Source organism: Celeribacter naphthalenivorans (genome assembly GCF_020524585.1).
GTDB classification, from domain to species: domain Bacteria; phylum Pseudomonadota; class Alphaproteobacteria; order Rhodobacterales; family Rhodobacteraceae; genus Celeribacter; species Celeribacter naphthalenivorans.
The window spans coordinates 185910-210288 of record NZ_JAIVLK010000011.1; the positions used below are offsets into that span (position 1 = coordinate 185910).

Here is a 24379-nt window from a genome sequence, read left to right on the forward strand (position 1 = left end):
TCACTGGTTTAGTGTGCGGGCAAAAGCGCCTTGGCCACGGCATTGGCGATCACTTGTTCCTCGTCCGTTGGCAGGACGAAGACAGGCGTGGCGCCTTTTGAAATTCGTGTTGCGTTTTGAGCGTTGGCTTTGGTGTCGGGTTCGATGCCCAAAAAGCCCAGGCGTTCGATGATCTGGAGGCGGATGTTCGGCGAGTTCTCCCCGATGCCGCCACAGAAGACGAGCGCATCAATGCCCGAAAGCGTCGCCGCCATGGCACCGATCTCGCGTCGAACACGGTAGACGAAATACTCGACAGCATCTTTGGCGCCCTGTGCGTCCGAGGCTTCGAGCACCTGCATGTCATGGCTGATGCCCGACAGGCCCAGAAGTCCGGATTCGTAATAGAGCATGTGGGTCAGCTCCTTGGCTGTCATGCCCTCTGTCTCCATGAGATACAAAAGGATGCCGGGGTCGAGGTGGCCTGAGCGGGTGGACATTGGAATGCCATCCAGCGGCGAAAATCCCATAGAGGATGAGATCGACACTCCATTGTTGACCGCGCAAATCGACGCGCCACTGCCAAGGTGACACATGATGATCCTTTTGCCATGCAGCTCGGGATGGTCGCGCACGAGCTGATGCGAGACATAATCGTAGCTCAGCCCGTGAAAACCGTAGCGCTTCACGCCCTGTTGGTAATATTTGCGCGGGATGGCGTAGATGTCGTTTTCCCAAGGGTGGTTGCGGTGAAATGCGGTATCGAAACAGCCGATTTGCAAGGCGTAAGGGAAGGCCTCCTTGGCTGCGTTGACCGCCGACAGGTTGTGCGGTTGGTGCAGTGGCGCCAGCGGGTTGAACGTCGCCAGATCGGCCAGCACGTCTTCGGTCAGTTCCGTGGGCGTGGCACGCAGGGGGCCGCCATGGACGATCCGGTGCCCGACGCCCGCGACGTCTTGGCCATCGAGCAGGGGCGTGATTTCGGCCAAAATAACCTCAAGTGCTTGGGTTTGATCCCGCGCGTCGATGAGTTTTGTGTCCGTCGGCCCGCCGGATTTGAATTTGAAACTGGGGGTCGATCCGATGCCCTGCACCAGACCTTGCGCCAGACAATCCGGCGTTTCGCCAGAGGTGTAGAGCGCGAATTTAACCGAAGAAGAGCCCGCGTTGATCGTGAGAATACGTTGGCCCATCAGGTGATCTCCCGCGCGCGCTTGGCGTGAAGGGCCGCCACGGCGCATGAGGCCAAACGCGATTTGTCGCTGTCGGAGCGTGAGTTCAAAACGATCGGGCAGCGCGCGCCGATCACCACACCGGCAGCTTCTGCATGGGCAATGAAGGTCAATTCCTTGGCCAGCATATTGCCGCTTTCAAGGTTCGGCACGATGAGGATTTCGGCATGTCCAGCGACACCGCCTTTGAGCCCTTTGGTCTTGGCGGCGGTCAGGCTGACCGCATTGTCCATGGCGAGCGGGCCGTCCACGATCCCGCCTTTGATCTGGTCACGATCCGCCATTTTCGAGAGCGCCGCCGCGTCTAATGTGGATGGGATTTTAGGATTGACGGTTTCGACGGCGGAAAGGACGCCCACTTTCGGGGTGTCGATGCCGAGGCTGATCGCCAGATCGATCGCGTTTTGCACAATGTCGACTTTGGTGGGCAGGTCCGGCGCGATGTTGATGGCGGCGTCCGAGACCATCAACAGATGATCGAGGCCGGGCACATCCATCACGAAAATATGGCTGAGCCGACGCCCGGTTTTGAGGCCGCCATTCGAACTGAGGATGGGGCGCAAGAGATCGTCGGTGTGCAGGTGGCCTTTCATGATCGCGCTGGCGCGGGCTTCGCGGACCATGGTGACGGCCAGTTGCGCGGCTTCGCGATGAGTGGTGCAATGGATCAACTCGATACCATCGAGTGACAACCCAAGTTCTTTCGCGGTGCTGCGGATTTTATCTTGATCACCCAAGAGAATGGGCGTGATCAGATTGTGTTCAGCCGCCATCATGGCGCCGCGCAGCGAATTTGGCTCTTCCGGGGCGACCACGGCCATACGAGTGGCGGGGAGATCGGCAGTCATTTCGAGCAATTTGTCGAAGTGTCGATGGCTTTCGACCGTCAGCCCGGGGACATCATGAATGTCGAAACTCTCATGTGTTTCGGGGGCGATCACTTCGGCTTCGCCTTCGACCAAGAGAGTGCCATCGGCGAGAGAGACCGACGTTTCGAAAATCGCACTCCGGGCATCGCCTTTATGGATCAGTTTGACTCTGGCGATCAGTTCATCGCCTGCATGAGCGCGACCGAGAAATTTCAGGTTCTGAGATTTATAGAGCGTTCCCGGGCCAGGAAGGTTGTTGCCCAGCACAGCGGATATGAGAGAGCCGACCCAAAAGGACGGCGCGACAGCCTCCGGTTTGCCATCCTTGTCGCCATCTTCGCGCGGCAAGTGCATTGGATTGAGATTGCCTGAGGCATGGGCGAAGACATAGAGGTCATCTGCGGCGCATAGGCGTCGGACTTCTGCTTCCATTCCGACCTTGAGCTGATCGAATGGGACGTTCTGAAATATGGTCACGTGCAATCCTTGCTGTGCTGGAATTCTCGACTCTGGATCATTGCATCCAAGCGCCGTGTATCTTCCTTGAGACACATCAAGGTTTTATCCAGATTTAATGACGTGAGAACATACCCAGATTGTCTTTTCTGCATGTGATGTCATTTAGGGACAAAAGACAGGCATCTGCGTATTTTGGCATCACCACCTTTCGTCTCTGACTGGGCTATGAGGCCAAGGACACAGTACCTGTCTCATCATCCAGAGGCATTTGGTCTCTGCCTGTGTCGTTCAAAACAAACTGTGCGACAATATCGTTGAGCGTCGAGGCCTCATTCGCCAGCGAGAAGCTTGCGGCGGTCGTTTGTTCGAACATGGCCGCGTTTTGTTGCGTGGTCTGATCGAGATTGGCAACGGCGCTGTTGATCTCCGAAATGCCGGCCGATTGCTGTTCGGCTGAGGTGGCGATTTCGGCCATATGGGTGGAAATGACGGATACATCCTGAACAATGGAGCGCAGAGCTTCGCCCGTCTGATCCACAAGGGTCACGCCCCGACCGACTTCTTGCCCGGAGACAGAAATCAAAGAATTGATCTCACGCGCGGCTTCCGAAGATCTTTGTGCCAGAGCGCGAACTTCAGAGGCAACGACGGCGAAGCCTCGACCGGCGTCTCCCGCGCGTGCGGCTTCGACGCCGGCATTGAGAGCCAGAAGGTTGGTCTGGAACGCGATATCGTCGATGACGGAGATGATTTTCGAAATCTTCTCAGAGGAATCCGAGATCGCGTCCATAGCGGAGATCGCTTGCTGTACGACGGTGCTTGCATTTTGCGCATTGGCCTTTGCGCCATTCACTGTGTTATTGGCGGAGGCTGCGCCATCGGCTGCGGATTTGACGGCGGCGGTCAATTCGGTCAGAGCAGAGGCGGTTTCACCCAACATCGAGGCGGCGCGTTCCGTGCGCTGCGACAGATCATTCGCCGCATTCGAAATTTCGCTCGAGTTGGTGTGGATCGTTTGCGAGGTTCCTGAGAGTTTTTCAACCACGGACCGCAGGGACAGAACGGCCGCATTGTAGTCTTGACGCAGCTGTTCATAGCCATCTGGGAAGACCTGGTCGATGGTCAGCCGCACGTCGCCTTTGGACAGGCGGCGCAGGCCATCGGCCAAAGCGTCGACGACCATGGTCTGCTCGGCATGCCGTGCTTTGCGCTCTGCTTCGGCAGCGTCTTCGAGTTTGCGGCGTTCGGCTTCTGCACGGGCTTCCTGTTCTCTTTCCCGACGTTCTTGTTCAATTTTACGGTCTTGTTCTGCGGCTTCGCGTGCTCGTTCGTCTTCTGCGGCTTGGGCCTTCGCTTCGGCTTCTTTTTGTTTGCGCTCGGCGGTTTCGGCCTCCATGCGTTCCTTTTCTACAAGGTTGTTGCGGAACACGCTGAGGGCGGAGAAGAGCCGTGCAATCTCACCGTAACGTCCGCCGACGCGTTTGATTTCGGACATTTCCCCAACGGCCAGACGTTCTGTGCTTGCCGTGACGGCGCTGAGCGGTCGCATGATGAAGAGATAGGTCAGAATGGGGGCCGCCAGGACAATCGCAATGGCGAAGGCTGTGATGCCCCCCATGGTTTTCGACGCACCCTGTGCGGTCGACATCAAAACCTGGCTTGCGGACGAGATGTCGGCAATGGAATCGCTGGAGATTTGGACGACGATCTCGGAAATGTCCAACAAATCCTCAGAGACGGCGGATGTGGCGAGAAAACCTTCGCTCCGTGCGGTCAGCGTTTTGAGGCGCGTGGCGAGCAAGCCGGTGTTCGGGTCCACCTGAGCCAAAACGGAGGACAAGATCGCGTGGAGCTCTTTGGGCAGCTCGGCGATATCTGCCTCGAGTTTGGGCGTGATCTCATCAATTTCGAATTGCAGGGCCTGAATGTAACCGCTGTTGTTGGAGGCGGCACCTTGCATGGCTTTGATCAGAACGGTTTTGATGGTGGTGTCAAAGCGGGCCAGATCCGTGATGCGACGCACATCCGTGTCCAAAAGACCTTTGAGCACCTCCTCATTGGTGTCTAGGGCCTCGGCACTTTCCTTATCCAATGTGAACAGTGTCTGCTCAACAATGCTGGACACTTGGGCGTCGAGATCGTTTTGAGCCGCATGCAAAAGACGTGCGCGGATTTTCATTTCGGATGGCGACAGGGTCAGGAATTCTCCCGGGAAAGCCAACGCGTCGCGCAGCGTGTCGACATATCCTTTGGCGGCTTTGTTCTTTTCCATATCGTTCAAGATTGCGTCGACACGGGTTTGTCCCGCGAGGGCCTTTTCATGAAGCTCAGCGCGCAAACCGAAATCATTGGTTTCAAGCAAGGCCTGGGTCAGCCCGACGGAGAGATTAAGTTCAGCTTTCAGCATCAGGGCGAGTTTGAGCGCATCGACATCGCGTTTGAGCAATTGGCTCAGGTTGCGGCTTGATTTCGAGCTGGCGGTGTTTCCCGCCATGAGCAGAGAAAAAGAGGCGCCCTCAATGCGGCTTTGCAAGTCATCGCTCAGGGTGCGGGCATCCTGACTCAACGCGGCGAGCGCCTGCATATTCAGTTTTTGTGCCTCAAGCTCTTGCGCGCGCGCCTCTTCCAAGGTTGCGAGATTGGTGGTGAGTGTCGCCATTTCTGCATCCAGCCCGGGATATTTCGTGCGATCGACGTTTTGCATGTGGCTCTGGAGATGTGCGCTGGCCTCTTCAACATCGTTCAATGCCGTTTGGATCGCCAAATGCGAGTTGGTGATCAACAAAGTGTTCACGGTGTCTTTGAGGGAGGAGACAGCATTTGAAATTTCAGAGGCGGTTTCGAGAGGCGGAAGGGACGAGGTGACCAGATTTTCTGCTTCATCGTTGATCGTGGAGATCAAGGAGCCGGAGACGAGAATCGCCGCCAAAGTGGTGCCCACCAGTGCAAACAAGATCCCGAGAATTTTGGCTGCGACAGAGCCGAAAATGTTGCCAATACGATGTTTTATGTCACGCGTCGTCGTCATCAGATCCAACACTTTCCAGTCGTTAGTTTCACGTCGGTTTGCGGTCCGGGCGTCGAACCGATCGGATGGATCATGGCAGCAAGCCCCTAATTTTGTGTTTAGAGCCTTATTTTCTGGCACAACCGGAGAGATGGGCGATGGATTCGTACTCACGCATCTGCGGTCTGGGAGGATTTTGGCGACGCGCAGCAAAGCGTCATTGGTCGCTTTGGTTGATTAAAATTTAGGCGGAGCTCGCGGCCCGGCTCATTTGCGCGCCGCTCAGATGTATACAGTCTTGTGTGCGTGTTTGGGGCAACTCCAGACTTCTTGTGCGGTGCGAGGGGAACCTCCGGCCTCAGGGTTTCAGATGGATCACCACCCGCCGCGGGGACATGTGCGAAAGCCTCTATGGTCGAAGCACAAGAGATGTAAATCTTCAACGCTGCATAAGGGGGTTGTTGGCGTTTTATCCATAAAAAACAAAAGACTGGATATCTCATTCGTGAGAGGCGCGATAGCTCTGCGGCTTCCAACAAGGGAACATGGAAGTGAAAACTCAATTCAAAGCCACTCTGGCCTCTGCTCTGTTTGCAAGCACCGCGATTGCCTCTGGCGCCATGGCTGCCGACTGCCCGGTGAAAGTGGGCGTGCTGCATTCGCTGTCGGGGACGATGGCCATTTCGGAAACCACGCTGAAAGACACCATGCTGATGCTCATCGAGGAGCAGAACGCCAAAGGCGGCGTGCTCGGCTGTGAGATCGAAGCCGTCGTGGTCGACCCGGCCTCCGACTGGCCGCTGTTTGCCGAGAAAGCCCGCGAACTTCTGACCGTGCACGATGTTGACGTGATGTTCGGCAACTGGACCTCCGTGTCGCGCAAATCCGTGCTGCCGGTGATCGAAGAGCTCAACGGCCTGCTGTTCTACCCGGTGCAATATGAGGGCGAGGAATCTTCCAAGAACGTGTTCTACACCGGCGCTGCTCCGAACCAACAGGCGATCCCTGCGACGGATTACTTCCTCGATGAGCTTGGTGTTGAGAAATTCGCTCTGCTCGGCACCGACTACGTCTATCCGCGCACCACGAACAACATCCTCGAAGCCTATCTGAAAGACAAAGGCATCGCGGAAGAAGACATCTTTGTGAACTACACCCCCTTCGGCCATTCCGATTGGTCCAAGATCGTGGCGGACGTTGTCGCACTTGGCGCAGACGGCAAGAAGGTTGGCGTGATCTCCACCATCAACGGCGACGCGAACATCGGTTTCTATAAAGAACTCGCCGCGGCTGGCGTGTCTGCCGATGACATCCCCGTCGTGGCCTTCTCCGTGGGCGAAGAGGAGCTTTCGGGTCTCGACACCTCCAACCTCGTCGGTCACCTCGCGGCCTGGAACTACTTCATGTCCGCCGACACGCCGGAAAACGCCGCCTTCATCGAGGCTTGGCATGCTTTTATCGGGGATGAGGCCCGTGTGACCAACGACCCGATGGAAGCGCATTACATTGGCTTTAACATGTGGGTGAATGCCGTCGAAGCCGCCGGCTCCACCGATGTCGATGCCGTGCGCGCCGAGATGTACGGCCAGGAATTCCCGAACCTCACCGGCGGCACCGCCATTATGAATGTGAACCATCACCTCTCGAAACCGGTGCTGATCGGCGAAATCCTTGCCGATGGTCAGTTCGACATCATCTCCCAGACCGAAGAGGTGCCGGGGGACGCATGGACCGACTACCTGCCGGAGAGCGCGGTTCTGGTCTCCGATTGGAAAGACCTCGGCTGTGGCATGTACAACACCGAAACGGAAACCTGCGTTCAGCTCAAATCCAACTACTAAGCTGACCTGATGCTGCTGGAGAGGGCGGTTTTCGCCCTCTCTTCCTCCCGCTCGGAAAGACATTTCATGCTTCGCAGCCTTATTGCAGCTTGCCTGCTGATGCTGTCCTGTAGCTTCGCGGCACAGGCGCAGGACCGAACCATTCAGGATGTGCTGCAAGAGCACGCCGAGATCATTTCTCAATCTTCACGTCGCACCATCGGTCCGGCGATTGACGCCATCGCGGGCTCCGGCCTGCCGGCCGCGCAGGATGTGTTACAGGCCTGGCAAGCCAGGGACATGTGGCAACGCACAAGCGACGGGTTGTTTTTCAAGGCGGAGCGTATCGACAGTTCGACCTATGATTTGATCGATTTTGCCACGGGAGAAAGTGTTGGTGCCGCCACGAAAGACGATCTCGAACAGCTGAAGCCGAACTCCGGCATCCGTGCGATGATCGGCGCGGCTTTGGTGCAGTTTCAACTGAATGCGCCCGATCCTGACCTGCGACGTGAGGCGCTTTTGGCCATTCAGCGCAATGGCGAAGCCGCGCATCTTGCTCCTTTGCGGGCCTCGATTGAGGGCGAGACCGATCCTGCGATCAAAACGCTCAAAGAGACCGCCGAACGGCTTTTGACCATTTCTTATGACCCCGATGACGCCGCGCGGGTCGAAGCCATCGAAGGTTTCAAAGGGTCGCTTTCATTGGACGCGCGGGCGGCCCTCAATCCGGTGATTTCGACCAAGATCTTGCCCGCAGAGGGCCTGTCCGAGGCGGCCAATGTCAAACGCGAGTTGCGCGCCGGGTCGCGTGATCTTTCGGTTGAGGCGGCGTATGATCTCTTGGTCTCCGCAGGCGTGATCGAGACCCAGCCGAGTGTATCCGAGCGCAAAGCCGCCCTCGAAACCCATGTCGAAAATGGCGCCGTCGCAGGTGTGCCCTTGGCCGATCTGAACACGCAAGAGGCCCGCGACCGGGCCTATGCCGCGCTGGCGCAAGAGGGTTTTGTGCCCGCCTTCGATCCGAATTTCACGATGGAGGCGGCGGTCACGGGCGTGAGCTTTGTCGAGGTTTACGATGAGCCGTCACAGGCGGTCACCGGGGCGGCGGAGGGGACGCTTGCGTCGATCAACCGTGCCGTGGGGCTGAACCAGTTTTTCGATCTTTCTCTCGATGGCCTGTCTCTCGCCTCGATCTATTTCCTCGCTGCCATCGGGTTGGCGATCACCTTTGGCGTCATGGGCGTGATCAACATGGCGCATGGCGAATTCATCATGATGGGGGCCTACACCGGCTATGTCGTGCAACAGATCGTGCCGGATTACACCGTCTCGATCCTCCTCGCGATCCCTCTGGCCTTTGCCGTCACCTTTGCTGCCGGGGTGGCGATGGAGCGGCTGATCATTCGCTGGCTTTATAACCGGCCTCTGGAAACGCTTTTGGCGACCTTCGGTGTGTCCATCGCGCTGCAACAGTTGGCGAAAAACATTTTCGGCACCCAGGCCCGCCCGCTGACCTCTCCGGGGTGGCTCGATGGCGCGCTGTCTTTCAACGATGTGGTGTCGATTTCTTACATTCGCATCGCGATCTTCATCCTCGCGCTGATCTTCCTGGGCGTCTTCCTCTTTATCATGAAGAAAACCCGTCTGGGCCTTGAGACTCGCGCCGTGACGCAGAACCCGCGTATGGCCGCCTCCATGGGCATCAACCCGGACAAGGTGAACATGCTTACCTTCGGCCTCGGGTCGGGTATCGCGGGTATCGCCGGGGTGGCCATCGGGTTGTACGCGAAAGTCACCTCCGAGCTGGGCTCTGACTATATCGTTCAAAGCTTTATGACTGTGGTCGTCGGCGGTGTTGGCAACATCTGGGGCACGCTTTTGGGCGCGACCATGATTGGCTTCCTGCAAAAGGGCATCGAATGGTTCAACCCGTCCAATACGTTGGCGGCCCAGACCTATATGATCGTCTTCATCATCATTTTCATTCAGTTCCGACCCAAGGGCATCATCGCTCTCAAGGGCCGGGCCGCTGGCGATTAAGAGGGATTAAAGACATGACTATGTTCAAGAAAAACCCCTCCCTTATGGTGTTCATTGCGCTCCTCGCGATCTTCACCCTCGCGGTCACCTTCATGTCGGAGGCCTATGGCACCGGCGCGCTTTCGACCTCTTTCGTCAAGACATTGGGCAAGACGCTCTGCCTCGCTCTGGTGGCCATCGCGATGGATCTGGTCTGGGGCTACACGGGCATCCTGTCGCTCGGACATTTCGCCTTCTTCGGGCTGGGCGGTTATATGATCGGCATGTGGCTGATGTATGCACGCACCGAGATCATCGTGATCGAGAGCATGGCGAATGCGCCCATTCCGCCCACGCCCTCGGAGATCTCGGACGCCATCGGGACGCAGATTTTCGGTGTCGTCGGCTCGTCTGATTTCCCATTGATCTGGAGTTTTGCGCATAGTTTCTGGGCGCAGATCGCCTTGGTCGTATTGGTCCCCGGCCTTCTCGCGCTGGTCTTCGGCTGGCTGGCCTTCCGCTCGCGGGTCACGGGCGTTTACCTCTCGATCCTGACCCAAGCGATGACGCTGGCGCTCTCGCTCTACCTGTTCCAGAACGACAGCGGCCTGCGTGGCAATAATGGTCTTTCGGGCCTGCAAAACCTGCCCGGCGCGGATGCGATTTCGCAGGACAATATCTCGATCTGGTTCTTCTGGGCCTCGGCCTTCGCGCTTCTGCTCACTTACCTGATCGCTGCCTTCATCGTCTCCGGCAAATTCGGCTCCGTCATTCGCGGCATCCGCGACGACGAGGCGCGGGTGCGGTTCCTTGGCTACTCCGTCGAAGGCTTCAAGCTTTTCGTCTTCACCCTCACTGCCGTGATCGCGGCCATCGGCGGTGCGCTCTATTATCCGCAAGCGGGCATCATCAACCCCGCCGAGATCGCCCCTATCGCCTCCATCTATCTCGCGGTCTGGGTCGCCATCGGCGGACGGGGCCGCATCTACGGTGCGGTGATCGGCGCGGCTTTTGTCTCGCTGGTCTCGACCTATTTCACCGGCGGGCAGGCACCCGACATCAGCCTCGGATTTTACACGATCAAATGGGTCGATTGGTGGTTGGTGTTTCTGGGCCTGTCCTTCGTTTTGGTCACCCTGTTCGCACCGAAAGGCATCGGCGGTCTCTTCGATCTGATCACGGACCGCATGTCGCCGAACCGGCACGGCGTGCCGCTTGGCCCTGACAAAGGCAGCCTGCGTGAAGAGGAGGCGGAGAAATGAGCAATACAGGCACACTTCTGGAAGTCTCCGGCATTTCCGTCTCTTTCGATGGGTTCAAGGCGATCAACAACCTGTCCTTTGCTATTGGTCCGGCTGAAATGCGCGCCATCATTGGACCCAACGGGGCGGGCAAGACGACCTTTATGGATATTGTCACGGGCAAGACGAAACCCGATGAGGGCAAGGTTCTCTGGGGCGAGCTGTCGCGCAATCTGATCGGCATGAACGAGGCCAAGATTGCCCGCGCCGGAATCGGGCGCAAGTTTCAGCGCCCGACGGTGTTCGAGGATCAGACCGTGTTCGAAAACCTGCTGATGGCGGTCAAAAACGACCGCAATCCGCTCAAGGTTCTGTTCTTTCGTCCGAAGTTCAAGGATTTGGCAAAGGTCGAGGAACTTGCCGCCGAGATCGGTCTGTCCGATCAATTGGAGCGCAAATCCGGTGAGCTGTCGCACGGACAAAAGCAATGGCTGGAGATCGGCATGCTTTTGGCGCAGGACCCGAAGCTATTGCTGGTCGATGAACCCGCCGCAGGCATGACCTTGGGCGAGCGCGAACATACGACGGATATCCTGAAAGAGGCCGCGAAAACCCGCGCCGTGGTGGTGGTCGAACACGATATGGAGTTCGTCCGGCGGCTCGACTGCAAGGTGACCGTGCTGCATGAAGGATCGGTTCTGGCAGAGGGTTCGCTTGATCACGTGACGCAAAACCAAGACGTGATTGACGTCTATTTGGGCCGATAAGGAGAGACTACCATGCTCGATGTGAAAAACCTCTCTCTCCACTACGGCGGCTCGCAAATCCTTTATGACGTGGACATTTCGGCCGAAGCCGGAAAGGTCACATGCGTCATGGGCACCAATGGCGTGGGCAAGACCTCCTTGCTCAAGGCGATCTCCGGCACCCAACCGCGGTCTGGCGGCTCGATGATGCTCGACGGCGAAGATGTCGGGCGTGTGCCTGCGCATGATTTGGCGAAGAAAGGCCTCGCCGTGGTGCCTCAGGGTCGGATGATTTTTCCGCTTTTGACAGTGAAGGAAAACCTTGAAAGCGGGTTCACATGTTTGCCGAAATCCGAACATTTTATCCCCGATGAAATCTTCGAGCTGTTCCCGATCCTCAAGGAGTTCATGCACCGGCGCGGCGGCGATTTGTCCGGCGGGCAGCAACAGCAATTGGCCATCGCCCGCGCGTTGATCATCAAGCCAAAGCTTTTGCTTCTGGATGAGCCGACCGAGGGGATTCAGCCCAATATCATCCAGCAAATCGGTCGCGTGATCTCGCTTTTGCGGGACCGTGGCGACATGGCGATTGTACTGGTCGAACAGTATTTCGAGTTCGCTTACGACCTCGCCGACAGCCTTGTTTTCATGGAGCGGGGGCGCGTGACCTCGACCCATGACAAGGCCAATATTTCCAAGGAAGAGGCGGCTAAGGTCTTCCGCATCGCCTGAAAAACTCCCCTCCAATCAATAGCTTCCATTTTGGCGGCGCAGCAAGTTTGCCGCAGTGCCGAAATGGACTATTTGATAAAAACGCATTGCCGAAACCGGTTTCGGAGTTTCTTGTGATGAGGAGGAGGCGAATCAGGTGAGGTCAGACGTAAAACCGGATCGACGCTCCCGCGACAATGCGCGGGTGACGATCACCGATCTTTCTCAGGCGCTCAGTCTGACGAAGGGAACAGTCTCCCGTGCGTTGAACGGGTATCCGGATATTTCCGAAACCACCCGCATTCGTGTCATTCGTGCTGCACAGGCGATGGGCTATCGTCCTTTGAGCCAGGCGCAGGCGATCAAGACAGGGCGCAGCTGTTCTTTGGGGCTCGTGATCGAGCTGTCCGAACATGACGCCCACGCGCCGTTTCTGGCCGAATTCCTTGCCGGATTGACCCAAGCCGCCTCTGCTGAGGGGTGGACGCTCACCATCGCGACCTCTGAGAGTGAGGGCGATACCTTGCGGATCATGCGCGACCTGATTTTGCACCGCAAAGCCGATGGCTTCATCTTGCCGCGCGTATTATGGGATGATCCGCGCATCGCCTTTCTGGATCGCGAAAATGCACCGTATATTTGCTATGGTCGCAGCAAAAATCACGCTGAGACATCCTATTTTGATGCGTTGAGTGAGGCTTCCATGGCCGAGGCTGTGACGTGGCTGGCGCAGCTGGGGCATGAGCGGATCGCTTATATCGGCTCTGCCAGCCATTACGCCTATTCGCATCTGCGCCGCGACGGTTATCGCGCGGGACTTGAGCAGGAAGGCTTGGTGTTTGACCCGGCCTTGATGATCGAAGAGGTGCTGGACCCGGAAGAAGCCGCCAAGGCCACGCGTCAGGTGTTGGCGATGGCGCGTCCTCCCACTGCTATTCTCTGCGCCACCGATACTCTGGCGCGCGGGGTCTATGACGTCGCCCATGAGATGGGGCTCAAGATTGGCTCGGACCTTTCGGTCATCGGCTATGACGGTTCCCCCGAGGCGCAGGCGATGTGGCCACGTTTGGCCACCTTTGCTGTCGACAACCGCAAAGCCGGCGCGGCTTTGGGCGCGATGCTCATGGCGCGGGTGCGCGATCTCAATGCACCGCTTCAACAAGATCTCATTGCCGCAGAATTTCGTCCGGGAGGCTCGACGGGCCGTCCGGACAAGACGCCAGAAGAACTGGCGCATCATGTGATCCGCCTGTCGGTGGATCGCAGTCGTAACGATTGAATGCATCAACTCAGGGAGAGAGCGATGACACTGAAAAAACACATCCTTTTGACAACGGCGGCGACCGCGCTTGCGTTGACCAGCTTTGCGGCAAGTGCCGACACGTTGCGGTTCTGGACCACCGAGGAACAGCCGGATCGTTTGGCGAAACAAGAAGAGATGGCCAAGGCGTTCGAAGAGAAAACCGGCACGGCCGTCGAAGTGATCCCGGTGACCGAGGCCGAGCTTGGTACGCGGGCCACTGCCGCCTTTGCTGCGGGTGATTTGCCGGATGTGATCTATCACACGCTGCAATATGCGCTGCCTTGGGCCGAGGCGGGGATCCTCGATATGGATGCCGCCACCGACGTGATCGAAGAGTTGGGCGTCGACACCTTCGCCCCCGGCGCTCTGGGCATGGCGGCGATGGACGACGGCTATGCCTCCGTGCCGGTCGATGGCTGGACCCAGATGATCGTCTATCGCAAGGACCTCTTCGACGAAGCGGGACTTGAGGCGCCGACCTCTTATGCCGCTGTCGAAGCGGCTCTTGAAAAACTCCACAACCCGCCGGAAATGTATGGCTTCGTTGCCGCGACCAAAGTGGACGAAAACTTCATGTCGCAGGTGTTGGAACATGTCTTCCTTGCCAATGGTGTGAGCCCGGTGGACGAGGGTGGTTTCGCGCCTTTGGATGAGGCGAAAACCACCGAAGTGCTTGATTTCTATAAAGCCATCGCCGAAGCCTCGCCTCCGGGTGATCTCTATTGGGACCAGTCCCGCACGCTCTACTTCTCCGGAAATGCGGCGATGATCATCTGGTCGCCCTTCATCCTCGATGAGCTGGCCGGTCTGCGCGACAGCTCGCCGCCCACGATCAACGACGATCCGACCTCTGGCGAATTGGCCTCGAAAACCGGCATCGTGACGACCTTCTCCGGTCCGTCCAACCCGGACGGCGCGGCTTGGGGTGACATCCGCTATTTCGGCATCACGTCGGATGCGGATACGGATGCTGCCGAGGAATTCGTGATGTATTCCATGGATGAGGGCTATACTCAAACTCTGTCCATCGCGCCCGAGGGCAAATTCCCGGTGCGTCGTGGCACGGCTGATGACCCGGAGCTCTTCGCCAAGGCATGGGCAGAGCTTCCCGCCGGTGTGGACCGCAAAGCGCCGCTGGGCGATCTTTATGCGCAGGACATGATCGACGAAATCGTAGGCGGTCTCGACGTTGCTCAGCGTTGGGGTGTGACCGAAGGTCAACTGACGCTCGCCTCCAAGATGATCAACTCTCAGGTCATCAACCGCGTGGTGCGCGAATATATCGACGGTGAAATCGACGCGGCGGCGGCCGTGGCCGAGATGAACGCCGAACTGGGCGCGATCGAATAAGCGCCTTTCGGGGGTGCGGCTCACGCGCCCCCTAACTTTCAGGACAGACAGGGAGTTTTCCATGTCGGACATCGGACCTCCGCGCGGGGCCGGGCCTTTGGCCCGTTCCGAGGCGCGCCTTGCCTGGGGCCTTTTGACCCCTACGATTCTAGCCGTTTCACTGGTCGTGCTTTTGCCGCTTTTGGCGATCTTCTGGATTTCCGTGAAACCCGTCTCACTGTCGGATTTGCGGGCGCCGGATACGGTCGTGCGCGAAGACCTGCGGGGCCGCCCTGCGGCGCCGGGTGATGAGGCGACGCTTCGATACCGGCTGCGCAACTCCTCTCCGAGTTCCGAAATCACGGGCGTGACATTGGAAGACACATGGCCAGAGGGGCTGACATTAGCGGGGGAGTTGGACCCGCGTTGTGAGATCGCAGAAGGGATTTTGTCCTGTGATCTGGGCGATTGGGAGGGCGGCTATCGTGAGACGCTGAACATCCCTGTCGTGACCGAACAGGCGTGGTTCGACACGGTGGGCGATGTCGAGGACACGCCGGTAGAGGTCAATGGCAAGGCCTCTTTCGTGCTCACCAACAATGAGTTCACTTTGAAGAACTTTGTGTCCGTTTTTGACGGAGGCGAGTTCTTTTCCGTTCTTGGAGTGACCCTGTTTTACACGGTCTTTGGCACGGTGGGCGCGCTGGTCATGGGGCTTTTCGCCTCCTTGCTGCTCAATCACTCTTTCAGGGGCCAAGGCATTTTGCGCGGACTTTACCTCTTCCCCTACGTGGCGCCGGTGATCGCCGTGGCCTTCGCGTGGATTTTGCTCTTCGACCCTTTCTCCGGCTCCGCCAATGCGCTTTTGGTGCAGATGGGGGTGATGGATCAGGCGATCAACTTCTTTGGTGAACGGCCCCTGGCGCTGATCATGGTGACGCTCTTCGAGATTTGGCGCTATTTCCCGCTGTCGTTCCTGTTCATCCTCGCCCGGATGCAGTCGATCTCGACCGATATGTATGAGGCCGCCGATATGGATGGTGCCTCGCCGTTCCAGCAGTTCTGGTATCTCAGCCTGCCGCAGCTTTTGGGCATTCTCTCGGTGCTCTTCCTGTTGCGCTTTATTTGGACCTTCAACAAGTTCGACGACATTTTCCTTTTGACCGGCGGCAACGCGGGAACACGAGTTTTGACCGTGAATGTCTATGAACAGGCCTTTGCAGTGTCGAACATCGGCGCGGGTGCTGCGGTGGCCGTGGTGATCTTTGCCTGTCTGCTGCTCTTCTCCGTGTTCTTCTTCAAATTCATGTCGAAGGAGGAAGGGCTATGAAACACCTCCGTTTTGGATATCTCACCGGCCCCGCCTTGGGCGTTTTGTGGACGTTCGTCATCGCGGTGACCGTTGCCGTGGCGATGAGTTTTGCCACCGGTGAAGCGTTCCGACCCTCTCTGACGTGGTCCGTGATCTTCGGCATTCCCACTGGATTGGCGCTTGTCTGGGGCGGGACGACATTCGTCGCCTCCGCTCTACTCACTGTGGCCTATTTCGTCACCTTGTCGCTTGGGATCGGGCCGGTTCTGACTGGCAATGTCTCCTTGGTCGCGCGCGTGGCGGCGGCTCTGTTCATGGGGGTCGGCATCGGCTGGCCACTCAAGGTCTTCGTCGAAGAGCTGACCATGGGCGCTTTGACCCGGCATGAGTTTGAGGATGCGGTGATCCGCACGCTTAGGGGCTTTGGCTATATTTTCTTCACGGCCATCGTGGTCATACCCTTCTATGTGATGGTGATGACCAGCCTGAAAAATCAGGCGCAGCTGATGCAGAACCCCTTGGATTTCTCCATCGATCTGTCGCAGGGCTGGGGCCTCTTCCGCTCCTATGTCGAGCTGATCACGGAGTTCAATTTCGGCTCCTATTTGTGGACGTCTTTCTACATCTCCGTGCTGACCGTGTTCATCACGCTGCTGTTCGCGATCCCCGGTGCCTATGCCGTGGCGCGGCTTCGGTTCCGGGGGCAGGCGGCGTTTTCGCGGTCTATCCTCTTGATCTACATGGTGCCGATGATCGTTCTGGCGCTGCCGATTTACATCGCGTTTTCGATGATGGGGCTGCGCAATTCGATCACCGGCATCGTCATGATCTACCCGGTGACGACGATCCCGGTGGCTTTGTATATGCTCCAAGGCTACTTCCGCGGGTTGCCCGCAGAGATCGAAGAGGCGGGCCTGATGGACGGGCTTTCAAGGCTACAGGTGATCTGGAAAATCACCCTTCCGCTCAGCCTTCCCGCGCTCGCCTCCGTGTCGCTTTACGTCTTCATGATCGCGTGGAACGAGTTCCTCTTGGCCTTCATGCTCTTGGATGATCCGTCGAAATTCACCCTGACGCGCGGCATCGCCTCGCTCAACTCGTCAGAAATTCCACGGCAACACCTCATGGCTGGTTCGGTGATCGCCACCGTGCCGATCATGGCGCTGTTCTTGGGGCTGGAGAAATTCATGACCAAGGGTCTGACGGCGGGGAGTGTGAAAGGATGACGTTTCAAAACCCCATCGACCAAGCCGCCCGCGATGTCCTCTTGGGCAATGATCGCGGCGGCTATACCATCCCGACGGCGCGGCTTTATCCCTATCAGTGGAACTGGGACAGTATGTTTTCCGCTTGGGGCTATGCGACCTTCGACATGGCGCGAGCCTGGCAGGAGGTACATCTGCTGTTCGCCTCGCAATGGGACACCGGCATGGTGCCGCATATCATTTTCCATAAGGTCGACCCGGATTATTTTCCGGGGCCAAAGGTCTGGGGCGCGACCCATGAGCCGCCGACCTCGGGCATTTCGCAGCCCCCCGTGGCCGCGACGCTCATTCGGAAAATCTATGAGAAGAACCCTGAGGCGGGGCTGTCGCATGTCAAAACGCTCTATCCGAAACTGGTCGCCTGGCATGATTGGTGGATCAGGGAACGCTGCAAAGACGGGCCTGTCGCGATCATCCATCCGTGGGAGAGCGGGCGGGACAATTGCCCCGATTGGGACCTCGGCATGGAGGGCATCGCGATCAATGAGGATGACCCCTATCTGCGCCGTGACACCACGCACGTGAAGGTGGAGGAGCGCCCGCAGAAATGGGATTATGACCGCTATCTGGCGATCCTGGCCTTTGGGCGCTCCGTGAATTGGGACGACCGGGAGATGGTCGAGAACGGGCCCTTTCTGATGGCCGATCCGGGGATCACCTTTGTGCTCTTGCGGGCCTTCTCTGACCTGATCGCCTTGGGGCGCATCTTGGGCGAGGATGTAACCATATTGCAGGCGCAAGAGGCGCAGCTCCGCGAGGGGTTAGACAAGATGTGGAACGCGGAAAAAGGCTGGTTCGATGCCTATGACATGCGGACCGGAAAATTCGCCAATGTCTTGGGATCGGGGGCTTTTCTGGCCTATCTCGCGGGCGTGTCGCGTCCCGCGCTCGATGCCCATTTCGCGCGGATTTGGGACAAGGTGTCCTACGGCATCCCCTCCGCCGACCCGGACAGCGAGCGGTTCGAACCGCGGCGCTATTGGCGTGGGCCGACATGGCCGGTGGTCAATTCGCTCATCGCCATGGGGCTCAAGGACATGGGCCGCACAGAGGCCGAAGCGCGGCTTCGCGACGAGACAGCCCGCCTCATCGAGGGCGGTGGGTTTTGGGAATATTACGATCCGATGGATGGCACGCCCTGTGGCGGGGCCTCCTTTGGCTGGACGGCTGCCGTCTGGCTGACGTGGTGCGGTCAGACCCGTGCCCCGCAACAGACTGTGAAGGAGTAAGCGATGTCGAGCATTGAGCTACAGGCCGTCGAGAAATGGTTCGGCGACGTACAGGTGATCAAGGGCGTTGATCTCAAGATTGACGAGGGCGAATTCATCATTTTCGTGGGGCCGTCCGGTTGCGGCAAATCCACGCTCTTGCGGATGATCGCGGGGCTGGAAGAGACCTCTCGCGGCAAGATTTTCGTGGGTGAGCGTGACGCCACCGCCGAGCCGCCGTCGAAACGCGGTCTCGCGATGGTGTTCCAGTCTTACGCGCTCTACCCGCATATGTCGGTGCGCGATAATGTGGGCTTTGCTCTCAAGGCCGCTGGTGAGCCGAAGGATGTGATCAAGCAAAAGGTCGACGAGGCCGCGCGGGTTTTGAAGCTCGACGACTATCTCGACCGCCGTCCGAAAGACCTCTCCGGCGGGCAACGGCAACGTGTCGCCATTGGCCGCTCCATCGTGCGTGATCCGACGGCGTTTCTCTTTGACGAACCGCTCTCGAATTTGGACGCAGCGCTGCGGGTCGAGATGCGCTACGAGCTAGCGAAACTGCACCGCTCGCTGAAATCCACGATGATCTATGTGACCCACGATCAGGTCGAGGCCATGACGCTCGCCGACCGTATCGTCGTGTTGGAGGCCGGTAAAATCGCGCAGGTCGGCTCGCCGAAAGAGCTATATGAACGCCCCGGCAACCTCTTCGTGGCGCAGTTCATCGGCAGTCCGAAAATGAACGTCATTCCGGCGACCTCATTGGGGCTGGGCGACAAGGGCAAAGACCTGGGCATTCGCCCGGAACATATCGCCATCGTCGCGCCCGGCGAGGGCGATCTCGATGGCACGGTGGATGTGGTCGAATACTTGGGCGCCGACACCTACATCATCGTTGATGCGGAGAATGGCGCGGGGCAGATGACCATTCGCGATCTGGGCGATGCGCCGCATCAGCCGGGCGAAAAGGTTGGGCTTAAATTCGGCGAGGGCCGCACGCATTTGTTTGATGAGGCCGGTTTGGCGATCCGGTAAGTCATTCAACCACTAATGAAAAACGGCAGGCTTTGCGGCCTGCCGTTTTGTTTCTGCGCTGCCCGGGATCAGAAATCCCAGTCTTCGTCCTCGGTCGCGACCGCCTTGCCGATCACGTAGCTGGACCCGGACCCGGAGAAGAAGTCGTGGTTCTCGCTGTCGGGGCTGAGGGCGGCGAGAATGGCGGCGTTCACCTCGGAGACCTCTGGCGGGAACAGCGCCTCGAAGCCGAGGTTTTGCAGCGCCTTGTTGGCGTTGTAATGCAGGAAGGTTTTGACGTCCTCGGTCAGGCCGATCTCGTCATAAAGCTCCTCGGTATATTGGTTTTCGATCTCGTACAGTTCGAACAACAGGCTATAGGCATAGTCCTTGAGCGCCTGTTGTTCGGCCTCCGGCAGCTTTTCCAGACCGCGCTGGAATTTATAGCCGATGTAATAGCCATGCACCGCCTCGTCGCGGATGATCAGGCGGATGAGATCGGCGGTGTTCGTGAGCTTCGCGCGCGACGACCAATACATCGGCAGGTAGAAGCCCGAATAGAACAGGAAGCTTTCGAGGAACACGGAGGCGATCTTGCGTTTTAGCGGATCGTTTCCGGGTGCGTAGGTCTCAAGGATCGCGCGCGCCTTGGCTTGCAGATGCGGGTTCTCTTCGGACCAGCGGAAGGCCTCGTCGACCTCTTTCGTCGAGCACAGTGTCGAGAAGATCGAGGAATAGGACCGCGCGTGGACGGCCTCCATGAAGGCGACGTTGGTCAGAACGGCCTCTTCATGCGGCGTCACCGCGTCGGGCATCAGAGACGGCGCACCGACTGTGTTCTGGATCGTGTCCAAAAGCGTGAGGCCGGTAAACACCCGGATTGTCAGGGTTTTCTCGAAATCCTTGAGCGTCGCCCAGCTCGGAATGTCGTTCGACAGTGGCACTTTCTCCGGCAGCCAGAAGTTTACCGTCAGACGGTTCCAGACCTCGAGGTCCTTGTCGTCTTCCAAGCGGTTCCAGTTGATGGCGCGCGGGATGCGCAGATCGGTCATATCTTTCATAGTCTTGGCTCCCCTTACAGCGTGCAGGACACGCAGCCTTGCACCTCGGTGCCCTCAAGGGCGGCCTGACGCAAGCGGATGTAATAGATGGTCTTGATGCCTTTTTTCCACGCGTAGATCTGTGCTTTGTTGATGTCGCGCGTGGTGGCCTCTGCCGGGAAGAACAGCGTCAGGGACAGGCCTTGATCGACGTGTTCGGTCGCGGCGGCATAGGTGTCGATCAGGGCTTCCGGCCCGATCTCATAGGCATCGCGGTAGTATTCGAGGTTCTCGTTGTTCATGAAGGCGGCCGGGTAATAGACGCGGCCGATTTTGCCCTCTTTGCGAATCTCAACTTTCGACACAATCGGATGGATCGAAGAGGTCGAATTGTTGATATAGGAGATAGACCCGGTCGGCGGCACGGCCTGAAGGTTGCGGTTGTAAAGCCCGTCCTTCATCACCGCCTCTTTGAGGTTTGCCCAGTCTTCGCGGGTCGGCAGGTCCATGCCCTCGAACAGGGATTGCACCTTCTCGCTTTCCGGCAACCAATCGCGGTCGGTGTATTTGTCAAAGAAGCTGCCATTGGCGTAGTCACTGTCGGCGAACCCCTTGAAGCTCTCGCCATGTTCGCGCGCCAAAGCGTTGCTCTCACGGATCGCGTGATAGGCAACGGCGGCGAAATAAACGGAGGTAAACTCGACGCCTTCGGGGCTGCCGTAATGGATGTGCTCGCGGGCCAAAAAGCCGTGCAGGTTCATCTGGCCGAGGCCGATGGCATGGCTTTCGTCATTGCCGCGACGGATCGAGGGCACGGAGTCAATCGCGGACATTTCCGACACGGCGGTCAGCGCGCGCACGGCGGTGCCGACGCTCTGGCCCAGATCCTTGCCGTCCATGGTCTTCGCGATATTCAGCGAGCCGAGGTTGCACGAAATATCTGTGCCAAGGTGGCTGTAGCTCAGGTCGTCGTTGAATTCGGAGGCCTCGTTGACCTGCAAAATCTCGGAACAGAGGTTCGACATGTTGATGCGACCCGCAATCGGGTTCATCCGGTTCACCGTGTCCTCGAACATGATGTAGGGATAGCCGCTTTCGAACTGAATTTCCGCGATGGTCTGGAAGAAGGTCCGCGCGTTGATCTTTTTCTTGTGAATGCGTTTGTCGTCCACCATCTCCTCGTATTTCTCGGTCACCGAGATTTCAGAGAAGGGCACGCCGTAGACCTTTTCCACGTCATGCGGGGAGAAGAGATACATGTCGGCGTTTTTCTTGGCGAGCTCAAAGGTGATGTCGGGGATCACCACGCCCAAAGACAGCGTCTTGATGCGGATTTTTTCGTCGGCGTTTTCGCGTTTGGTGTCCAAAAAGCGCATAATATCAGGGTGGTGCGCGTTCAGGTAAACGGCACCGGCACCCTGACGTGCGCCCAATTGGTTGGCGTAGGAAAAGCTATCTTCCAACAGCTTCATCACCGGAATGACGCCCGAAGACTGGTTCTCGATGCCTTTGATCGGCGCGCCGTGTTCGCGGATGTTGGTCAGAAGCAAAGCCACCCCGCCGCCGCGTTTCGACAGTTGCAGCGCGGAGTTGATGCCGCGACCGATGCTTTCCATGTTGTCTTCAAGACGCAAAAGGAAACAAGAGATCAACTCGCCACGGGATTGCTTGCCTGCGTTCAGGAAGGTGGGCGTCGCGGGCTGGAAACGACCCGACAGCATCTCGTCCATGAAGGACAAAGCCAGTGCTTCGTCGCCGCGCGCCAGAGCCAGCGCGGTCATCACCACGCGGTCCTCGTAGCGCTCAAGATAGCGCTGCCCGTCGCGGGTTTTCAGCGTGTAAGACGTGTAATATTTGAAGGCGCCGAGGAAGGTCGGGAAGCGGAACTTCTTGGCGTAGGCGTCGTCCCAGATCTTGCGCATGAAGTTCTTGGAATATTGATCCAGAACTGCCGCCTCATAGTACCCTTCCTCCACGAGATAGCCGAGCTTCTCATCGAGCGAGTGAAAGAACACCGTGTTCTGGTTCACATGTTGCAGGAAATACTGACGCGCCGCCATGCGGTCGGCCTCAAAACGGATATGGCCGTTCTCGTCGTAGAGATTGAGCATCGCGTTGAGCGCGTGATAATCCGTGGTGCCATTCAGGCCTGATTTTTGGCCACTCTTCAAGCCATCGTCGAGCATGGCGCATCCCCCATTTGTGCGAGGCCGAGGTTCCGGCCCATTTTTTCCAATCCGGCGCGAACCCGCGCGATGTCGTTGTCAAATCCCGCAAGCTCGAATTTGTACAAGAGCGGGACATTGCATTTCCGGGCGATCACATCGCCCGCGCTGGCAAACAAAGTGCCGAAATTTCGGTTTCCGGCCCCGATCACGCCACGCAGCAGCGCGCGGGTGTCGGGATCGTTCAAGAGGCGGATCACTTGTTTCGGAACCGCGCCGCGCCCCTCGCCATCCGCATAGGTCGGACAGATCAGGACAAAAGGCCGGTCAATCACCGGCCCTGTTTCCTTCGGGGAGATCGGAATGCGTTTCGCCGGAAGGCCGAGCCTGTCGACGAAGCGCACCGTGTTCTCCGAAGTGGAAGAATAATAGACGATATCCGGAAAGCAGGTCGGCAGAGACGCCTCTGGACACACGTCTGACATCGGATCAGGACAGGCGTGCGATCATGTCGGGACGAAAGCCGGACCAGTGGTCGTCACCGGCGACGACAACAGGGGCCTGACGGTAGCCGAGGCCGGTCACGCGGGACATGGCGTCGTCGTCTTGGGTCAGGTCGATCACATCGTAGCTGATGCCTTTGGCGTCGAGCGCGCGCGTCGTGGCGGTGCATTGCACGCAGGCGGGTTTGGAGTAGACGATGATGGTGTCAGTGGCGGTCTGGGCGGTCATTGCTCTTTGTCCTCTTGTGTCGTGCCGAGGACAGCGGACCCCCGCGCCCCCGAACCCTCCGTTCGTGGTTCTGTTCCGCTTTGGCAGGTCTCCTGACTTCGCGGATCATGGCTTGGCTGGCCTTCCCAGAACCCCTTTCAAAGGGCGGCCCCAGTGGCATTTTCAACCTCGCTCACCGCTTACAGTTACGGGGGTAGCGCCGGATTTACACCGATCTTCCCTCTTAGCCACCGACACGAGTCGATGGAACCGAAGCAACATCATATAGCTTCCTGAGGGGGTCCACTGTCAATATGTAGATAGCGCTTGACAGGAATTGAATCGGTGAAAGTTATCGGCGCAGGTCTTGGGTGATCTCAATCGCCAAATTTTGCAGCGCTTGACCCGACGCGCGGGCAATGCCTGCGGGGCTGCCATCCGGCAACGGCACAGAGATATCGAACCGTCTGATCCGTTCTCGCACAACATGGTCATAAGAGGAAACCGCAAACTGACCTTTCAGGACAAATTGTCCCTCTGATTGTCCCTCTGTTTGTCCCGGTGCGCGCGCCACCATATCGGAAACCTGCACATGCACGGCGGCCTGGGCAGGCGTCTCAAGCGGCCAGGGCTCGGCGGCGACCGTTGCGGAGCCGCCGCGTGAAATGGCCTCCGCCAGACGCAGGGTCACAGCCCGACGCGGTTCATCGGCCCAGAGCGCATTGTCCAAAGGCGTCAGGGCACCATTCGCCCCTTCGATCAATATCTGCGACTCTTCGGCATAGGCGGGCAGGGAGACCTCGCGCATCTCCAGCGTCGACACTTGCATCCGCACCTGAGCGGTGTCGGCCGTGGTCGTGGCGGGTGCGCTGTCGATCAGATAGCGCGGTTCGGTGCCGCCACATGCGGTGAGGGCCAGAAGGGCGAGGGGGAGAAAACGAACCAT

The 24379-nt window shown here is 58.3% G+C and carries 19 protein-coding genes and 1 riboswitch; of the genes, 11 read left to right on the forward strand and 8 right to left on the reverse strand.

All coding sequences use genetic code 11. The annotated features are described in order from the left end of the window. Nucleotides 1-8: 8 nt before the first annotated feature. The 3 genes from LC094_RS20565 to LC094_RS20575 form a co-directional block, all read right to left on the reverse strand. The gene (locus LC094_RS20565) at nt 9-1172 is read right to left on the reverse strand and encodes an acetate/propionate family kinase (RefSeq protein WP_226554663.1); all 1164 of its coding nucleotides are present in this window, start codon (nt 1170-1172) and stop codon (nt 9-11) included. Continuing rightward, complete coding sequence (locus LC094_RS20570; protein WP_226554664.1) at nt 1172-2563, reverse strand: bifunctional enoyl-CoA hydratase/phosphate acetyltransferase; 1392 nt, start codon at nt 2561-2563, stop codon at nt 1172-1174. The genes LC094_RS20565 and LC094_RS20570 overlap by 1 nt, the downstream gene beginning before the upstream one ends. A 199-nt stretch (nt 2564-2762) precedes the next feature. Next, nucleotides 2763-5567, reverse strand: coding sequence for a HAMP domain-containing methyl-accepting chemotaxis protein (locus LC094_RS20575; protein WP_226554665.1), 2805 nt, complete (start codon nt 5565-5567; stop codon nt 2763-2765). Between the two features lie 524 nt (nt 5568-6091). On the opposite strand from LC094_RS20575, the gene urtA reads away from it, so the two are divergent. The 11 genes from urtA to LC094_RS20630 all read left to right on the forward strand — a co-directional run bounded on the left by urtA (nt 6092) and on the right by LC094_RS20630 (nt 19538). Next, complete coding sequence (gene urtA / locus LC094_RS20580) at nt 6092-7387, forward strand: urea ABC transporter substrate-binding protein (RefSeq protein WP_226554666.1); 1296 nt, start codon at nt 6092-6094, stop codon at nt 7385-7387. A 66-nt stretch (nt 7388-7453) separates the two neighbouring features. Further along, nucleotides 7454-9409: an urea ABC transporter permease subunit UrtB gene (gene urtB / locus LC094_RS20585; RefSeq protein ID WP_226554667.1), complete on the forward strand. Its 1956-nt coding sequence runs from the start codon at nt 7454-7456 to the stop codon at nt 9407-9409. Nucleotides 9410-9423: 14 nt separating this feature from the next. Continuing rightward, entirely contained in the window at nt 9424-10650 is a 1227-nt protein-coding gene (gene urtC, locus LC094_RS20590; protein WP_226554668.1) for an urea ABC transporter permease subunit UrtC, read from the forward strand. Beyond that, nucleotides 10647-11396 (forward strand): urea ABC transporter ATP-binding protein UrtD, encoded by a 750-nt coding sequence (gene urtD, locus LC094_RS20595; RefSeq protein ID WP_226554669.1) that lies wholly within the window; start codon nt 10647-10649, stop codon nt 11394-11396. The genes urtC and urtD overlap by 4 nt, the downstream gene beginning before the upstream one ends. Before the next feature lie 12 nt (nt 11397-11408). Next, on the forward strand, nt 11409-12107 hold the full coding sequence (gene urtE / locus LC094_RS20600) for an urea ABC transporter ATP-binding subunit UrtE (RefSeq protein ID WP_226554670.1): 699 nt from the start codon (nt 11409-11411) through the stop codon (nt 12105-12107). 136 nt (nt 12108-12243) lie between these two features. Beyond that, entirely contained in the window at nt 12244-13365 is a 1122-nt protein-coding gene (locus LC094_RS20605; RefSeq protein ID WP_226554671.1) for a LacI family DNA-binding transcriptional regulator, read from the forward strand. Nucleotides 13366-13389: 24 nt separating this feature from the next. Continuing rightward, the gene (locus tag LC094_RS20610; protein WP_226554672.1) at nt 13390-14739 is read left to right on the forward strand and encodes an ABC transporter substrate-binding protein; all 1350 of its coding nucleotides are present in this window, start codon (nt 13390-13392) and stop codon (nt 14737-14739) included. A 61-nt stretch (nt 14740-14800) separates the two neighbouring features. Continuing rightward, nucleotides 14801-16048: a sugar ABC transporter permease gene (locus LC094_RS20615; RefSeq protein ID WP_226554673.1), complete on the forward strand. Its 1248-nt coding sequence runs from the start codon at nt 14801-14803 to the stop codon at nt 16046-16048. Then, nucleotides 16045-17256 (forward strand): ABC transporter permease subunit, encoded by a 1212-nt coding sequence (locus LC094_RS20620; RefSeq protein WP_226554674.1) that lies wholly within the window; start codon nt 16045-16047, stop codon nt 17254-17256. The genes LC094_RS20615 and LC094_RS20620 overlap by 4 nt, the downstream gene beginning before the upstream one ends. Then, complete coding sequence (locus LC094_RS20625) at nt 17253-18524, forward strand: MGH1-like glycoside hydrolase domain-containing protein (protein WP_226554675.1); 1272 nt, start codon at nt 17253-17255, stop codon at nt 18522-18524. The genes LC094_RS20620 and LC094_RS20625 overlap by 4 nt, the downstream gene beginning before the upstream one ends. Nucleotides 18525-18527: 3 nt before the next feature. After that, on the forward strand, nt 18528-19538 hold the full coding sequence (locus tag LC094_RS20630; RefSeq protein ID WP_226554676.1) for an ABC transporter ATP-binding protein: 1011 nt from the start codon (nt 18528-18530) through the stop codon (nt 19536-19538). A gap of 68 nt (nt 19539-19606) precedes the next feature. Here LC094_RS20630 and nrdF read toward each other — a convergent pair whose 3' ends face one another. The 5 genes from nrdF to LC094_RS20655 all read right to left on the reverse strand — a co-directional run bounded on the left by nrdF (nt 19607) and on the right by LC094_RS20655 (nt 24379). Beyond that, nucleotides 19607-20578, reverse strand: coding sequence for a class 1b ribonucleoside-diphosphate reductase subunit beta (nrdF, locus tag LC094_RS20635; protein WP_226554677.1), 972 nt, complete (start codon nt 20576-20578; stop codon nt 19607-19609). 14 nt (nt 20579-20592) lie between these two features. Beyond that, nucleotides 20593-22743 (reverse strand): class 1b ribonucleoside-diphosphate reductase subunit alpha, encoded by a 2151-nt coding sequence (gene nrdE / locus LC094_RS20640; protein ID WP_226554678.1) that lies wholly within the window; start codon nt 22741-22743, stop codon nt 20593-20595. Continuing rightward, entirely contained in the window at nt 22725-23207 is a 483-nt protein-coding gene (gene nrdI / locus LC094_RS20645) for a class Ib ribonucleoside-diphosphate reductase assembly flavoprotein NrdI (RefSeq protein WP_226554679.1), read from the reverse strand. Before nrdI ends, nrdE begins: the two co-directional genes overlap by 19 nt. 4 nt (nt 23208-23211) lie before the next feature. Beyond that, on the reverse strand, nt 23212-23454 hold the full coding sequence (gene nrdH, locus LC094_RS20650; protein WP_226554680.1) for a glutaredoxin-like protein NrdH: 243 nt from the start codon (nt 23452-23454) through the stop codon (nt 23212-23214). 65 nt (nt 23455-23519) lie between these two features. Further along, a riboswitch (cobalamin riboswitch) is annotated at nt 23520-23723 on the reverse strand. Nucleotides 23724-23785: 62 nt separating this feature from the next. Continuing rightward, nucleotides 23786-24379, reverse strand: coding sequence for a PqiC family protein (locus tag LC094_RS20655; protein ID WP_226554681.1), 594 nt, complete (start codon nt 24377-24379; stop codon nt 23786-23788).

Excerpts from the sequence above, each read along its gene's own strand:
- nrdE (WP_226554678.1), bottom strand. The coding sequence starts at position 22,743 with ATGCTCGACGATGGCTTGAAGAGTGGCCAAAAATCAGGCCTGAATGGC.
- urtE (WP_226554670.1), top strand. The coding sequence starts at position 11,409 with ATGCTCGATGTGAAAAACCTCTCTCTCCACTACGGCGGCTCGCAAATC.
- urtD (WP_226554669.1), top strand. The coding sequence starts at position 10,647 with ATGAGCAATACAGGCACACTTCTGGAAGTCTCCGGCATTTCCGTCTCT.
- LC094_RS20615 (WP_226554673.1), top strand. The coding sequence starts at position 14,801 with ATGTCGGACATCGGACCTCCGCGCGGGGCCGGGCCTTTGGCCCGTTCC.
- LC094_RS20625 (WP_226554675.1), top strand. The coding sequence starts at position 17,253 with ATGACGTTTCAAAACCCCATCGACCAAGCCGCCCGCGATGTCCTCTTG.
- LC094_RS20620 (WP_226554674.1), top strand. The coding sequence starts at position 16,045 with ATGAAACACCTCCGTTTTGGATATCTCACCGGCCCCGCCTTGGGCGTT.
- urtC (WP_226554668.1), top strand. The coding sequence starts at position 9,424 with ATGACTATGTTCAAGAAAAACCCCTCCCTTATGGTGTTCATTGCGCTC.
- LC094_RS20565 (WP_226554663.1), bottom strand. The coding sequence starts at position 1,172 with ATGGGCCAACGTATTCTCACGATCAACGCGGGCTCTTCTTCGGTTAAA.
- LC094_RS20575 (WP_226554665.1), bottom strand. The coding sequence starts at position 5,567 with ATGACGACGACGCGTGACATAAAACATCGTATTGGCAACATTTTCGGC.
- nrdI (WP_226554679.1), bottom strand. The coding sequence starts at position 23,207 with ATGTCAGACGTGTGTCCAGAGGCGTCTCTGCCGACCTGCTTTCCGGAT.
- LC094_RS20610 (WP_226554672.1), top strand. The coding sequence starts at position 13,390 with ATGACACTGAAAAAACACATCCTTTTGACAACGGCGGCGACCGCGCTT.
- LC094_RS20655 (WP_226554681.1), bottom strand. The coding sequence starts at position 24,379 with ATGGTTCGTTTTCTCCCCCTCGCCCTTCTGGCCCTCACCGCATGTGGC.
- urtA (WP_226554666.1), top strand. The coding sequence starts at position 6,092 with ATGGAAGTGAAAACTCAATTCAAAGCCACTCTGGCCTCTGCTCTGTTT.
- nrdF (WP_226554677.1), bottom strand. The coding sequence starts at position 20,578 with ATGAAAGATATGACCGATCTGCGCATCCCGCGCGCCATCAACTGGAAC.
- nrdH (WP_226554680.1), bottom strand. The coding sequence starts at position 23,454 with ATGACCGCCCAGACCGCCACTGACACCATCATCGTCTACTCCAAACCC.
- urtB (WP_226554667.1), top strand. The coding sequence starts at position 7,454 with ATGCTTCGCAGCCTTATTGCAGCTTGCCTGCTGATGCTGTCCTGTAGC.
- LC094_RS20630 (WP_226554676.1), top strand. The coding sequence starts at position 18,528 with ATGTCGAGCATTGAGCTACAGGCCGTCGAGAAATGGTTCGGCGACGTA.